This is a genomic window from Paraburkholderia phenazinium, assembly GCF_900100735.1.
Taxonomy (GTDB): Bacteria; Pseudomonadota; Gammaproteobacteria; order Burkholderiales; family Burkholderiaceae; genus Paraburkholderia; species Paraburkholderia phenazinia.
In genome coordinates, this window is the sequence record NZ_FNCJ01000004.1 from 511,437 (window position 1) to 525,145 (window position 13,709).

Here is a 13,709-nt window from a genome sequence, read left to right on the forward strand (position 1 = left end):
CAGGCGCTTCGGGAATCGATGCTCGAGTGCGTTCGACGCGCGCTTGCAGGGCCACGCCGGTACGCTCAACAAAGGCATCCTCGGATGAGGCGGTTTTCAACGACGGGACGCCGAACAATGGGTCTTGTTGGCAAGCTATCGCTCATGTTGGCGGTTAGCGCCGCCGTGTTCTTCCCAGGGTCCGTGTTCGCTCAAAGTCAAGGCGCGAACCTCGCACAACAAACCGCCTCGCAGTCAACGAACCCAGCAGGTGAATCCATGGTGAAGGTGTTTGCGCCGAGCGGCACGCTGCGCGCTTCGATCAATCTCGGCAATCCGGTGCTGGCCAGCCTTGATCCGGCCACCGGCAATCCGGTTGGCGTTTCCGTCGACCTGGCCACCGAACTCGCCCGCCGTCTCGGCGTGCCCTTGCAACTGGTCGCGGTGAAGTCGGCGGGCGCTTCCGTCGACAACGTGAATCAGGACAAGGCCGACATCGGTTTTTTCGCCGTCGATCCGAAGCGCGGACAGGAAATCAGTTTCACCAAGCCGTACGTGTTGATCGAAGGCTTTTACCTGGTGCACGACACATCGCCGATCACCACCAATGATCAGGTCGATCAACCGGGAGTGACTGTCGCAGTCGGCAAAGACAGCGCCTACGATCTGTTTCTCACCCGCGAATTGCATCACGCGACGATTGTGCGGATTCCAACCTCGCCCGCCGTGGTGCAAGGTTTTCTGGATCAGCATCTGGACGTGGCCGCAGGCGTGAAGCAGCAGCTCGAAACCGATGCCGCGAAAACCGGCGGACTGCGGATCCTCGATCAACGTTTCATGGTGATCCGTCAGGCGATGGGGGTGCCAAAGGCAAGGGGCGATGAGGCGGCCGCGTATCTCTCCCGGTTTGTCGAAGAGATGAAGGCATCGGGCTTTGTCGCGGCGTCTCTCGCGCGCCACCACATCACGGGCGCGGAAGTAGCTGGGGACACTGACTAGCAGTGCCCTTGGCGCCAGCGGGTTCCCTGAGGAAGACTCCTTACGAGCGTGACGGCGCCGCCGCCAGCGCCGCCTGAGCGCGCTGCAGCCACTCCCGGTTGTGTTCCCGCGCATGACGCGGCCAGTGCTTCGCATCCTGCGCGATATCAGCATACAGGCTGATGGCACGCTGGCGATCCGCCGCGTCCCCTTGTTTGGAGAGCCAGTCGGCAAACAGGCAGCGCGGCGCCGCATCGCTCGCACAAGCGAGCGACTGCTCGAAGGCCGCCCGCGTGCCGGGGGCATCGAGCGCAGCAAGGGTCCGCGCATACAACAACGCGGGCTCAGGCTGCTGCCGAGCCTGCGGGTTCGAGTCAAACAGCCGCCCCAGGCTCTCCTGCGCCGCCACATGCTGACCGACGGAGAACTGCGCCTTTGCCAGGCCTAGCAGCAGCGCAGCATCGGTCGCAAACGGCCCATTCGCGGCCGCCTGATAATGCTCGAGCGCTTCGCCCGCCTGCCCCGCCTCCAGCAAGGCCGCGCCCAGCCGCATCCGATGCTCGACCGTCGGCGCGCGGTCGAAGTTGACGCGCGCCTCGCGCACCGCGCGATTGGGATCGACCAGTTGCGAAATCGCCCGCGTGGCAGCCCGGCCGCCGCGCGACTCGCGCAGGCTCGGCAAATAGATCGCGAACAGATAGACCACGCTGCCGAGCAGCGGGAAGATGAACAGCAGGAACAGCCAGTACATGTTCTGGTGAGTACGCACTACATGCACGGCAAAAAACAGCGCAACGATGACGTGAAGACCGATTCCGAAAAATGACATGTTTTCGACTTGAGACCAGGATGAAGCGATAAACGGCCGCGCCGGACAGGGGGCGCAACCACGATGGGAGCACAGCGTACCGGCAACCCGCAACGGAGCGTAATCCGTTAAATTGTTGCATTGCAGATGCCACAGTCTACCTAAGACAGAGTCGTGCAGCCGCCGTTCGCCACCCCGCCAAACGGACTATCCCCTTCGCCGCGACGACGCGGACCCGCTGGTGGCGTAAAATACGCGCTTTCCCGAACTTCTCGCCACCATGACGCTCGCCTCCACCCTTGAGATCATCGCCGAACTGAAAGCCGGCCGCATGGTGATACTCGTCGACGAAGAAGACCGCGAAAACGAGGGCGACCTCGTCATCGCCGCCGAATTCGTCACGCCGGAAGCGATCAACTTCATGGCCCGCTACGGCCGCGGCCTCGTGTGCCTGACGCTCACGCAGGAACGCTGCAAGCTGCTGAACCTGCCGCTCATGACGTACCGCAACGGCACCCAGTACGGTACGGCGTTCACCGTCAGCATCGAAGCGGCTGAAGGCGTCACCACCGGCATTTCGGCGGCCGACCGGGCCCGTACGATCCTCACCGCCGTTGCGCATGACGCACGGCCCGAGCATATCGTCCAGCCCGGCCACGTGTTTCCGATCATGGCGCAGCCCGGCGGCGTGCTGGTGCGCGCCGGCCACACCGAGGCCGGCTGCGATTTCACGGCGCTGGCGGGCCTGACGCCGGCCGCGGTGATCTGCGAGATCATCAAGGACGACGGCACCATGGCGCGCCTGCCGGACCTGCTGGAGTTCGCGAAGGAACATAACCTGAAAATCGGCACGATCGCCGACCTGATTCATTACCGCAGCCGCACGGAATCGATCGTCGAGCGCGTCTGCGAGCGCACCATGCAGACCGCGCACGGCCCGTTCCGCGCGGTGATGTACCTCGACCAGCCGAGCGGCCAGCCGCATCTCGCGCTGGTGCGTGGCAAGCCCACCCCGGAGCAGGAAACGCCGGTGCGGGTGCACGAGCCGCTGTCGGTGCTGGATCTGCTCGAAGTCAGCACGTCGACCCACTCGTGGACGCTGGACGCCGCGATGAAAGAGATCGCCGAACGCGATCTCGGCGTAGTCGTGCTGCTCAACTGCGGCGATTCGAAAGAGCATCTGATCGACGTCTTCAAGGCGTTCGATTCGAAGGACAAAGCCGACGCGCTCAAGCGCCGCCCGGTCGATTTCAAGACCTACGGCATCGGCGCGCAGATCCTGCGCGAACTGGGTGTCGGCAAGATGCAGGTGCTGTCGAACCCGCGCAAGCTGGGCAGCATGTCGGGCTACGGTCTCGAAGTCACGGGCTTCGTGCCGATGCCGGGCTGCCCGTCCCAAACGCCGCAAACGCCCTGACCGGCACCAGCAGTCGCAAGGCTGATCCGACCATTCACGCGCATTAGCGCTTACTCAAACAACACTACGGACTGACTATGGAAATCGGACAATACCAACCGAACCTCGACGGCGACGGCCTGCGTATCGGCATCGTCCAGGCGCGCTTTAACGAGCCCGTCTGCAACGGCCTCGCGGATTCGTGCATCGAAGAACTCGAACGCCTCGGCGTCACCGGCGAAGACGTGCTGCTCGTCACGGTGCCGGGCGCGCTGGAAATCCCGCTAGCGCTGCAAAAGCTAGCCGAAAGCGGTCAGTTCGACGCCTTGATCGCGCTCGGCGCGGTGATTCGCGGCGAGACCTATCACTTCGAACTGGTGTCGAACGAAAGCGGCGCGGGCATCACCCGCATCGGCCTCGACTTCGGCATTCCGGTCGCCAACGCCGTGCTGACCACGGAAACCGACGAGCAAGCCGTCGCCCGCATGACCGAAAAGGGTCGTGACGCCGCACGCGTGGCCGTCGAAATGGCAAACCTCGCAGTCGCGCTCGAACAACTCGGTGGCGACGACGATGACGACGAGGAAGAAGACGAGGACGACGAAGAGGCACAGGCATGAAGAGCGCTCGCCGACGTTCCCGCGAACTGGCCACGCAGGGGCTGTATCAGTGGCTGCTGTCGGGCGCGCCCGGCGGCGAGATCGACGCGCAGTTGCGCGGCGCGCAGGGCTTCGACAAGGCGGATCACGAGCACCTGGACGCGCTGCTGCATGGCGTGATCCGCGACTCGGAAGCGCTGTCGGCCGACCTCACGCCGTGCCTCGACCGCCCGATCGACCAGCTCTCGCCGGTCGAACGCGCCGTGCTGCTCGTCGCAGCGTATGAGCTGAAGAATCACGTCGACATTCCGTACCGCGTCGTCATCAATGAAGCCGTCGAACTCGCCAAGACGTTCGGTGGCGCGGACGGCTACAAGTACGTCAATGGCGTGCTGGACAAGCTGTCGGCGCAATTGCGCCTTGCCGAAACGCAGGCGGCTCGCAAGCAATAAGCCGCCGCACGCGGACCTGCCTCGCTGGGGCAAGTGTGCTCGCAGACCCAGGTTTGCCGACGCACGCTATTCCGGCAGGCGGTGTCCCGTCTGGCGAACCTTGCGTGGCGCCTCGCCAGGAAGCTGCGCATGGCATGCCGCCATGCCTTTGAAATGGCATTTACTGTTCTGACTGTATGAATTCCGTGACCGAACCGTTGGTGCGGCTTGCTGCGCGCGTCGACGCCATCCAGCCCTTCTATGTGATGGAGCTGGCGAAGGAAGCCGCCCTGCTGGAGCGCCAGGGGCGCGACATCATCCACATGGGAATCGGCGAGCCCGATTTCACCGCCCCCGATCAGGTCATCGAAGCTGCCACCAGCGCGATGCGCCGCGGCGTGACGCAATACACCAGCGCGCTCGGCCTGCATGCGTTGCGCGAAGCGATCGCCGGGCACTATGCCAACGCCTACGGCATTGATGTCGATCCGGCGCGCATCGTCGTGACCGCCGGCGCCTCGGCTGCGCTGCTGCTTGCGTGCACCGCGCTGGTCGACCGGGACGATGAAGTGCTGATGCCCGATCCCTGCTATCCGTGCAACCGGCACTTTGTCGCCGCAGCGGAAGGCAAGCCGGTGCTGGTGCCGAGCAGTCCAGCAGAACGCTTCCAGCTTACTGCCGCCGATGTCGAGCGTCTCTGGAACCAGCGCACGCGTGGCGTGCTGCTGGCGTCGCCCTCCAACCCCACCGGCACCTCCATCGAGCCTGCGGAATTGAAGCGCATCGTCGAAGCAGTCCGCGCGCGCGGCGGCTTCACGATTGTCGACGAGATCTATCAGGGCTTGAGCTACGGCGCACCACCTGTCTCCGCCTTGTCGTTCGGCGACGATGTGATCACCGTCAACAGTTTCTCGAAGTACTTCAACATGACGGGCTGGCGTCTAGGCTGGCTGGTGGTGCCGCCGTCGCTGGTCGGCGCCTTCGAGAAGCTCGCGCAAAACCTGTTCATCTGCGCGTCGGCGCTGGCCCAACATGCCGCGCTCGCCTGCTTCGAACCGGACACGCTGGCGATCTATGAAGCGCGCCGCCTCGAATTCAAGCGCCGCCGCGATTTCATCGTCCCGGCGCTCGAATCGCTTGGCTTCAAGGTGCCCGTGATGCCGGACGGCGCATTCTATGTGTACGCGGATTGCAGTCAGGTCGCGCATTCAGCGGCCGGCGACAGCGCTGCGCTCACCACAGCCATGCTGCACGACGCTGGTGTAGTACTGGTGCCGGGGATGGATTTCGGTAATCACGCGCCGCGTTCGTATATCCGTCTGTCGTATGCGACAGCGTATTCGAAGCTTGAAGAGGCGGTTGAGCGCCTGCACGGATTCTTCGGGCGCTGAACATCCGCACGCTGCGTTGCGCGCTGCTTGCCGCCCCAGCAGCCACGCAATAAGCGTCGCACAATGAAAAAAGGCACCCTCGGGTGCCTTTCTTATTCGTACTGCCGGTACTTCACGTGGATCGTGCGGCTACGGGACCATCCGCGATGCCAAAACTCAGGCGCCCAGCTCCGGCGTCGCTGCATGCTTGGCCGTCGTGCTGGCATCGTCCTGCTCCGGCGCCTTGACCGGCGTGGTCGCGGTCAGCGGATGCGCGGCATCGAGCGTCACCTGGACACGCTTGGGCGCAGCGGCTGCGGCAGCCGGGGCCGGCGTGATCGACGCGGTTGTCGTCACCGGTGCTTGCGGTGCGTTGATCGGCACCTTGCGGCCACGCGCCACATCGCGCAGACGGCCACGTTCAGCCATCACCTTGGCGCCATAACCGCCATCGTCCTGCGTACTCGAGCCCACATACAGACGCAGGCCACCCGGCAGCGAACCGCCGCGTGCGATGCAGTCCTTCAGCACGAGCGCGCCAACCTTGATGTTAGCCAGCGGATCGAGCGCAGCGCTTTGACCGCCGAAATACTGAAACTTGTCCGAGTGGACCTTCGACATCACCTGCATCAGGCCCTGGGCACCCACGCCGCTTTCGGCGTACGGGTTGAAGCCCGATTCGATCGCCATCACGGAGAGCAGCAGCAGCGGATCGAGGCCGACTTCGCGGCCGGTGTCGAACGCAGCCTTGACCAGTTCGCTGACCGGCTCCTGGGCGACGCGATAGCGACGCGCCAGATAGGACGCCACCAGATCTTGCTCGCGGGTCGAAACCAGCACGCGGTCGTCACGCGCATCGGCGGCGACGCGCTGCGATGGGATCAGACGTGCGAGCGCGCTGATGCTTTGCACCGAGTGCGGATCAAGCGCGTTCAAAGCCGTGACGCCGAGGCCGCTAGTGCCACTGCCGTCAAAGGCGCCATCGTAGCTGGTATTGCTGGTGGCGCCGTTGGTAGCGCCATTGCTGGCGTCACCGTTGGCTGCGTTGGCCGGATTGGCGGCCAGCGAATCGTCGGAACTCACGCCGTTGCCGGGGGCAAACGACGGCAGCGGATTGCCCTGCAGCAGACGGGCGGGGCCGGCCTGCACAGCAGCGGAAATGACCGGCATCAACTTCGCGGCCAGGGTGCCACGCCATGCCGGCATCAGCCACAGCGCGAGCGCCAGCAGGATGGCGAAGCCGCCAACAATGCTGAACAGGTGATGACTCATTCGCGTACCGCGACGCAAGACAGCGCGCATTGCTTGCGCTAGTCGTTCGTCGGGACGCCACGTTAACCAGGCGTTCATTCAGATCTCCCATCTTGCATGATCTGCGAACCCCGCCGGTCGAGCCGGCATCAAAACACGTTCGCAGAGTCAAGACGTCGCGTGCTCTGGTTAGGGCAGCAGCGGCGTCGGGAATACGGCATCAAAACCGTCGGTGGGGAGCCATCTCGAAAACAACTCGGCGCCGTGCCTAAAAAGCACGCACGCAGAGGCTCCCACGCGAAAAACCAGCGTCAGGTCGCGCTGGCGAGGACTGCAAAAAAGACCGTCAAATACCGTGCAGGGGGGTCGGTAAGCGGTGACGCGTAGCGTCGTAAGGACCGGGGGGCGGTGGTAAAAAGGTTCACGCCCTGCAACCAATGTGACCGGATTCTAGCAGGGTTAAATAGATCGTCAACACTATAGATAGGCAAAAGTATAACTAATTGTAATAACGAACAGTGTTCAGCGCGATCAAACCCGCTCTGTGTGCGCCTCTCGGGCCAGTTACAGATTTGCTCCCGCAACGTGCGCCATCCAACGCAGGTAAAATCGACAATCGTTCCCGCGCGGCAATAGCCTGTCGCGCCCCACTTTTCGCCGCGCTGCGCGGCCTTGATCCGGACCAGATGAAATACAAAGATCTGCGCGACTTCGTCGGCCGTCTCGAAACGCTAGGCGAGCTACGCCGTATCCCGCAAAACGTCTCGCCCGTCCTGGAAATGACCGAGCTGTGCGACCGGGTGCTGCGCGCCGGTGGCCCTGCGCTGCTGTTTGAGAGCAGGCAGAGCCACGCGTTCCCGGTGCTCGGCAACCTGTTCGGCACGCCGCGGCGCGTGGCGCTCGGCATGGGTATCGATGCGAGCGAAGAGGACGGCGATAACGGCGCGCTGGAGTCGCTGCGCGACGTCGGCCGCCTGTTGTCGGCCCTCAAGGAGCCCGAGCCGCCCAAGGGCCTGCGGGACGCCGGCAAGCTGTTCTCGCTCGCCAAGGCGGTCTGGGACATGGCGCCCAAGACGGTGAGCGCCCCGCCCTGCCAGGAAATCGTCTGGGAAGGTGCGGATGTCGACCTCGCCAGGCTGCCGATTCAGACCTGCTGGCCGGGCGACGCCGGCCCCTTGATCACATGGGGCCTGACCGTCACGCGAGGCCCAAACAAGAGCCGCCAAAACCTAGGCATTTACCGCCAACAACTGATCGGGCGTAACAAACTGATCATGCGCTGGCTGGCCCATCGCGGCGGCGCGCTCGATTTTCGCGAGTTCGCGCTGCAGAACCCAGGTAAGCCGTATCCGGTAGCTGTGGTGCTCGGCGCCGATCCGGCCACCATCCTCGGCGCGGTTACGCCGGTGCCCGACACGCTCTCCGAATACCAGTTCGCGGGTCTCTTGCGTGGCGGCCGCACCGAACTGGCGAAGTGCATCACGCCGGGCGTCGATACGCTGCAGGTGCCGGCGCGCGCAGAAATCGTACTAGAAGGTTTCATCTACCCGCAGGAAGGCGCACCGGCCCCGGCACCGGAAGGTGCACCGCCGCGCCCCTCGAAAGGCGCGAGCGCTGGCTACGAACATGCGCTCGAAGGCCCCTACGGCGACCACACCGGCTACTACAACGAACAGGAGTGGTTCCCGGTGTTCACCGTCGAGCGCATCACGATGCGCCGCGACGCGATCTACCACTCCACCTACACCGGCAAACCGCCTGACGAACCTGCCGTGCTGGGGGTCGCGCTCAACGAGGTGTTCGTGCCGCTGCTGCAGAAGCAGTTCACCGAGATCACCGACTTCTATCTCCCGCCCGAAGGCTGCAGCTACCGGATGGCGATCGTGCAGATGAAGAAGAGCTACCCCGGCCACGCCAAACGGGTCATGTTCGGCGTGTGGAGCTTCCTGCGGCAATTCATGTATACGAAGTTCATCGTCGTGGTCGACGAGGACGTGAATATCCGCGACTGGAAAGAAGTGATCTGGGCGATCACGACCCGCATCGATCCGGTGCGCGACACCGTGCTGGTCGATCGCACGCCGATCGACTATCTGGATTTCGCCTCGCCGGTGGCAGGACTCGGCTCGAAGATGGGGCTCGACGCCACCAACAAATGGCCCGGCGAAACGGATCGCGAATGGGGCCGCCCCATTGAGATGGATGCGGCGGTCAAACAACGTGTCGACGCGTTGTGGAACGAACTGGGTTTGTAGTCCAGTGCTTCACGCAGTGCTTCGTTTAGCCCTGTAAACAAGGGCTATTTGCATCGGGCAGCTAATCGGGTAGCCAGGCGGACCGCCACGCCGGCCCCGCTCACGCCCGAGCACGACAAGCTCGCTTCAAGCTCAAGCGCTTAGGCAAGAAATTGCGCGAATCGCGCCAGATCCACATTGCCGCCGCTCATCACCACGCCGACCCGCTTGCCCTGCACCGGCACGATGCCGTTCATGACGGCCGCAGCGCCGAGACAACCGGTTGGCTCCGTGACAATTTTCATGCGCTGCGCGAAGAAGCGCATCGTCTCGATCAGTTGCGCATCGGTCACCGTCACCACCTGCTCCACCAGACGCTGGATGATCGGGAACGTGTAGACGCCCAGATGGGTCGCCGCCGCGCCATCCGCGATGGTGTGCGGCACGGCAATATGCACGATCTCGCCGCGCGCGAGCGACTGCTGGCCATCGTTGCCCGCCTCCGGCTCGACGCCGATCACCTTGCAATCCGGGCTCAACGAGGCCGCCGCCAACGCGCTGCCCGCGAGCAAGCCGCCACCGCCGAGGCAGACGAACAGCAGATCGAGCGGACCGGTGTCCTCGATCAACTCCTTCACAGCCGTACCCTGCCCCGCAATCACGTGCGGATGGTCGTACGGCGGAATCAGCGTCATGCCGCGCTCTTCGGCGAGCCGCTGGCCGATCGCCTCGCGATTCTCCTTGTAGCGGTCATAGATGATCACCTCGCCGCCGTAGCCTTGCGTAGCAGCAACTTTCGCCGCGGGGGCGTCGTGCGGCATGACGATCGTCGCGCGAATCCCCGCCAGACGCGCCGACAGCGCAATCGCCTGAGCGTGATTGCCCGACGAAAAAGTCACCACGCCGGCATCCCGCTGTGCGTAGTCGAAGTGCGACAGCGCGTTATAAGCGCCGCGAAATTTGAACGCACCCATGCGCTGGAAGTTTTCGCATTTGAAGAAGATCGACGCGCCGGTCCGGTCATTGGCCGTGGCGGAGGTCAGAACCGGCGTGCGATGGGCGACGCCTTCAAGACGCGCGGCGGCATCGTTGACATCGACATATGTAGGAGCGGGAAGCACTGGCATAGGCGGGGCACTCCGAAGCGAAGGGAGGAGCAGGCATTCTCCCAGCTTCGGCTGCCGTGCGGAACGCAATTGCGTCGTGCAATGCATCGCACGCACGCCTAAAAGGAGCCCAAAACGAAAACGGCGCAACGCGGCAATCCTGCCTGCGTTACGCCGTTTCGATGACTTTCGATCGCACTGCGCGCGGGCTATGCCAACCCGAAGCGCATCCCGCGTGCGCGGTTATTCGCGACTATTAATAGTGACGGTAGTAACCGTGTCCGTAGTAGCCGTGCCCGTAGTATCCACGATGGTAGTACGGGCCACGATAACCGTAGTAGCCGTAGCCACCACCCACCACCACGACGGGCGGCGGAGCATAGACAACCGGCGGGGGCGGCGGTGCGTAATACACCGGCGGCGGCGCGGCATAAACCGGGTAAGCGGGCGCCACCGGAATGCCGATCCCGATACCAACCGACACGTGCGCCTCAGCGGCAGTCGTGAAGCCCACACCAAGCGCAGCGGCAACAACAAACGGAATGATCTTTTTCACTTTTCTTCTCCAAGCGCGGCCGGGTGGCCGTCTCGCATGACGCGCATGCTATGGAATTCAATGTATCGAAAAAGGATCGGCACCGCTGTGCGCATTTGTTGCAAATTGCAATCGGTGTAGATACGCCGTAATCAGCGGTGAGTTGTTGCCGCACGCGAAGTCGCCGCTGTGTCCCGATAACTAAGGGTTTGCGCGGAGGCGCAGCCTTGGCACGGCCGGTTTTACGGGCCGCCAGGGCAAACGGGCTTTCGCGCCGGTAATCTTTAATTACAAATTCACTTCAATCGCCAGCAGCCCTGGCGTCGAAACAACGCGGCGCAAGGCAGCGCAACGCCGGTAAACGCAAATGCCCGGCGCACGCGCCGGGCATTTCTTACCCATTGAGGGACAAATCTTCAACCTACTTTGACGTACGTGAACTCGCGGGTGACATTCGGCGGCACGTAGGCACCACTAATTTTGACGCGTGGCGTGAGGCGCTTTTTTTGATCCCACCAGCGGCGGCGCTGAGAATGAGTCAAGAACCGCAAGTGCTTTCGGTAAGAAAAGATGCTCATTGTGACCTCCCGAATCTGACTGCGAGACAGAGAAAACTCCAACAGCGACAGCTACCTTCATTCACCCTAGAAATTGTGAGCAGTTTTCACGCCTGCGGGGGGCACGCCAACGGATGACCCGCCCTGCAAACCATATCGCGCGCAAATTGATCTGAGGAAACCCTCCTCGCCGCCACGTGCGCCGCGCATTGCCACGCCGCCGCCGGCGCCCGAGCCCTTAATGAATGCGCGATACTCCAGCTTTCAGTCCATTCAATATGCCGTCCGGAGCCGGAATCATGTCCCAGTCCTCAATGCCGCGTCTCGGCTTTATCGGCGCGGGGCGCCTCGCACGCTGCCTCGCGCACGGCTTTGCCCGCGCCGGTTACCCGGTGACGGCCATTGCGAGCCGCACAGCGGAATCGGCCCGCCAGCTCGCCAGTCAGATCGGTCAATGTGCGGCCTACGACGACCCGCAGCAGGTGGTCGACGCCGCCGATATCGTCTTTCTAGCCGTTCCCGACGATAGCATCGGTACGACGGCGAACACTTTGCGCTTCGATAGCCCGCCGGAGTCGAGCGCGGCATCAAGCGAACGCCTGCGCGCGCTGGTGCATTGCAGTGGTGCGTCGCCGGTAGAATTGCTGGCCCCGGCGCGTTCACAGGGCGCATCGATCGGCGGTTTTCATCCACTCTACCTGTTTGGCGGCGATCTCGCTGACCTCGAGCGGATCAACGGCTGCTCCGTGACCATCGAGGCGGACGGCGCACTCAAGCAAGCCCTGACGGCGCTCGCGGTGGCGCTGCACTGCCATCCGCTGTCGATTCCACCCGGCGGCCGCATGCTTTACCACGGGGCGGCCCACTACGCCGCCAGCTTTGCGCTGTGCAGCCTCGCCGAGGGCGTCGCGCTATGGCGCACCTTGGGCTTTGCCGAGGACGACGCGCTGCGCGCCCTCCTGCCGATGCTCGCCGGCACCATCCAGACGGCGCGTGACAAAGGCCTGCCCAACGCCCTCGCCGGCCCGGTATCGCGCGGCGATACGGGCGTAGTGCGCAAGCAGCTGGCACTGCTCGAAGACCTCGGCGGCGACCACGCGGCGCTGTACGGACTGATGACGCGGCGGGCCGTCGAACTGGCGCGCCGCCGCGCCACGCCGCCGGCCACGATCGACGCCATCGCGGATGCTGTCGAAGAATCGCTCGGACGTTCGCTGAATCAGGTGCCGGCGGGTACTAGCGTCAAGTAAGCCGTGATAATGTGACGTCCGGCGCAGCGCGCAATCCGCCTGCGCCTCGCTCCGGGACCAATCGACGAGAACGCATAATGATCAAGGTCAGCATCCTCTATCCGTATCGCGAAGACGGCCGCTTCGACATGGATTACTACTGCGGCACGCATATGCCGCTCGCGGCCACGCTGTTTGGCACGGCCCTCAAAGGCTGGTCGGTAGACGCCGGCATTAACGCCGGGCCGCCGGGTTCGCCGCCGCCGTATGTCGCGGCCGGCCATTTCCTGTTCGATACAGCCGACGCGTTCTACGCGGCCTTCAAACCCGCTGCCGACACGTTGCTCGCGGATATTCCGAACTACACCGATGGCGGTAATGGCTCGATCCTGATCAGCGAGGTCAAGGTCACGGCCTAGCCGCTTGCCGCGCGGTTTCGGCGCAAGCGGTTCGCATCGCCCCCCCCGGCGAAGCGGATCAAAAAGCTGCCGCACCACGTAGCGACCGCAGTGCGAGCCACGCACGCGAACAGCCAGCAGTAAGCGCAAGCGCGCGGCACACGAATTTTTGAACACGACGGCGCTTCCACAATGACACGCCGTCGCCCGGCGTCCGGTCCCAACCGGGCGCTACCCTGAAGGAAAAGGACCCAAGATGTTCGGCGATATCGCCCGTTTTTTGCTCAATACCGTTTTCACGCTGTTCGGCGCGGCGCTGCTGTTGCGCGCATGGCTGCAAGTCGTCCGCCTGCCGCCGTATAACCCGGTCTCCAACGCCGTGCTGCACGCCACCAACTGGATCGTGCTGCCGCTGCGGCGCATCGTGCCGAGCACCCGCAACATCGATTGGGCGAGCATCCTCGCCGCCGTGATCGCCTCGATCGTGTATGTGGTCCTGATGGTGGCGGTAACCGGCGTGGACCCGCTCTCGCTGTGGCCCACCCTGCTGATTGTCGCGTTGCTGACGGTCATCAAGTGGGGGCTCAACCTGATCATCTGGCTGACGATCCTGATGGCGCTGCTGTCGTGGCTCAATCCGCGTTCGCCCGCCATGCCGATTCTGCTTCAGCTCACCGCGCCGTTTCTGAATCCGCTGCGCCGCGTGGTGCCGAACCTCGGCGGGATCGACCTGTCGCCGATCCTGTTGTTCGTGATCGTGCAGGTGCTGTTGATGATCGTCACGCGGGCCGCCGTGCAACTGACGTATTTCGTCATCTAAACCGCCAGGCGGCGCGGG

General features: G+C 63.8%; 13 protein-coding genes. 9 read left to right on the top strand and 4 right to left on the bottom strand.

What is annotated here, in order from left to right:
- Window positions 1–258 precede the first annotated feature (258 nt).
- Window positions 259–978, top strand: coding sequence for an ABC transporter substrate-binding protein (locus BLQ92_RS12620; RefSeq protein ID WP_244106556.1), 720 nt, complete (start codon window positions 259–261; stop codon window positions 976–978).
- 40 nt (window positions 979–1,018) lie between these two features.
- On the opposite strand, the gene BLQ92_RS12625 is transcribed toward BLQ92_RS12620, so the two are convergent.
- The gene (locus BLQ92_RS12625) at window positions 1,019–1,786 is read right to left on the bottom strand and encodes a tetratricopeptide repeat protein (RefSeq protein WP_090684806.1); all 768 of its coding nucleotides are present in this window, start codon (window positions 1,784–1,786) and stop codon (window positions 1,019–1,021) included.
- 259 nt (window positions 1,787–2,045) lie between these two features.
- Here BLQ92_RS12625 and ribBA point away from each other — a divergent pair, with 259 nt between their 5' ends.
- The 4 genes from ribBA (at window position 2,046) to BLQ92_RS12645 (ending at window position 5,582) form a co-directional block, all read left to right on the top strand.
- Window positions 2,046–3,182 (top strand): bifunctional 3,4-dihydroxy-2-butanone-4-phosphate synthase/GTP cyclohydrolase II, encoded by a 1,137-nt coding sequence (gene ribBA / locus BLQ92_RS12630; protein ID WP_090684807.1) that lies wholly within the window; start codon window positions 2,046–2,048, stop codon window positions 3,180–3,182.
- A gap of 77 nt (window positions 3,183–3,259) precedes the next feature.
- On the top strand, window positions 3,260–3,781 hold the full coding sequence (ribH, locus tag BLQ92_RS12635; RefSeq protein WP_090684808.1) for a 6,7-dimethyl-8-ribityllumazine synthase: 522 nt from the start codon (window positions 3,260–3,262) through the stop codon (window positions 3,779–3,781).
- On the top strand, window positions 3,778–4,212 hold the full coding sequence (gene nusB, locus BLQ92_RS12640) for a transcription antitermination factor NusB (RefSeq protein ID WP_090684809.1): 435 nt from the start codon (window positions 3,778–3,780) through the stop codon (window positions 4,210–4,212). Before ribH ends, nusB begins: the two co-directional genes overlap by 4 nt.
- Window positions 4,213–4,388: 176 nt before the next feature.
- Entirely contained in the window at window positions 4,389–5,582 is a 1,194-nt protein-coding gene (locus tag BLQ92_RS12645) for a pyridoxal phosphate-dependent aminotransferase (RefSeq protein WP_090684810.1), read from the top strand.
- 156 nt (window positions 5,583–5,738) lie between these two features.
- On the opposite strand, the gene BLQ92_RS12650 is transcribed toward BLQ92_RS12645, so the two are convergent.
- Window positions 5,739–6,911, bottom strand: coding sequence for a lytic transglycosylase domain-containing protein (locus BLQ92_RS12650; RefSeq protein WP_090684811.1), 1,173 nt, complete (start codon window positions 6,909–6,911; stop codon window positions 5,739–5,741).
- Window positions 6,912–7,498: 587 nt separating this feature from the next.
- On the opposite strand from BLQ92_RS12650, the gene BLQ92_RS12655 reads away from it, so the two are divergent.
- A complete protein-coding gene (locus BLQ92_RS12655) occupies window positions 7,499–9,067 on the top strand; it encodes a UbiD family decarboxylase (protein WP_090684812.1) in 1,569 nt (522 codons plus the stop codon).
- Window positions 9,068–9,207: 140 nt separating this feature from the next.
- On the opposite strand, the gene BLQ92_RS12660 is transcribed toward BLQ92_RS12655, so the two are convergent.
- A complete protein-coding gene (locus tag BLQ92_RS12660) occupies window positions 9,208–10,173 on the bottom strand; it encodes a threo-3-hydroxy-L-aspartate ammonia-lyase (protein WP_090684813.1) in 966 nt (321 codons plus the stop codon).
- Window positions 10,174–10,408: 235 nt separating this feature from the next.
- Window positions 10,409–10,708 (bottom strand): hypothetical protein, encoded by a 300-nt coding sequence (locus BLQ92_RS12665; RefSeq protein ID WP_090684814.1) that lies wholly within the window; start codon window positions 10,706–10,708, stop codon window positions 10,409–10,411.
- 835 nt (window positions 10,709–11,543) lie between these two features.
- Here BLQ92_RS12665 and BLQ92_RS12670 point away from each other — a divergent pair.
- The 3 genes from BLQ92_RS12670 (at window position 11,544) to BLQ92_RS12680 (ending at window position 13,691) form a co-directional block, all read left to right on the top strand.
- Entirely contained in the window at window positions 11,544–12,494 is a 951-nt protein-coding gene (locus BLQ92_RS12670; RefSeq protein WP_090684815.1) for a Rossmann-like and DUF2520 domain-containing protein, read from the top strand.
- Window positions 12,495–12,571: 77 nt separating this feature from the next.
- The gene (locus BLQ92_RS12675) at window positions 12,572–12,892 is read left to right on the top strand and encodes an EthD family reductase (RefSeq protein WP_090684816.1); all 321 of its coding nucleotides are present in this window, start codon (window positions 12,572–12,574) and stop codon (window positions 12,890–12,892) included.
- A 235-nt stretch (window positions 12,893–13,127) separates the two neighbouring features.
- The gene (locus BLQ92_RS12680; protein WP_090684817.1) at window positions 13,128–13,691 is read left to right on the top strand and encodes a YggT family protein; all 564 of its coding nucleotides are present in this window, start codon (window positions 13,128–13,130) and stop codon (window positions 13,689–13,691) included.
- Window positions 13,692–13,709 lie beyond the last annotated feature (18 nt).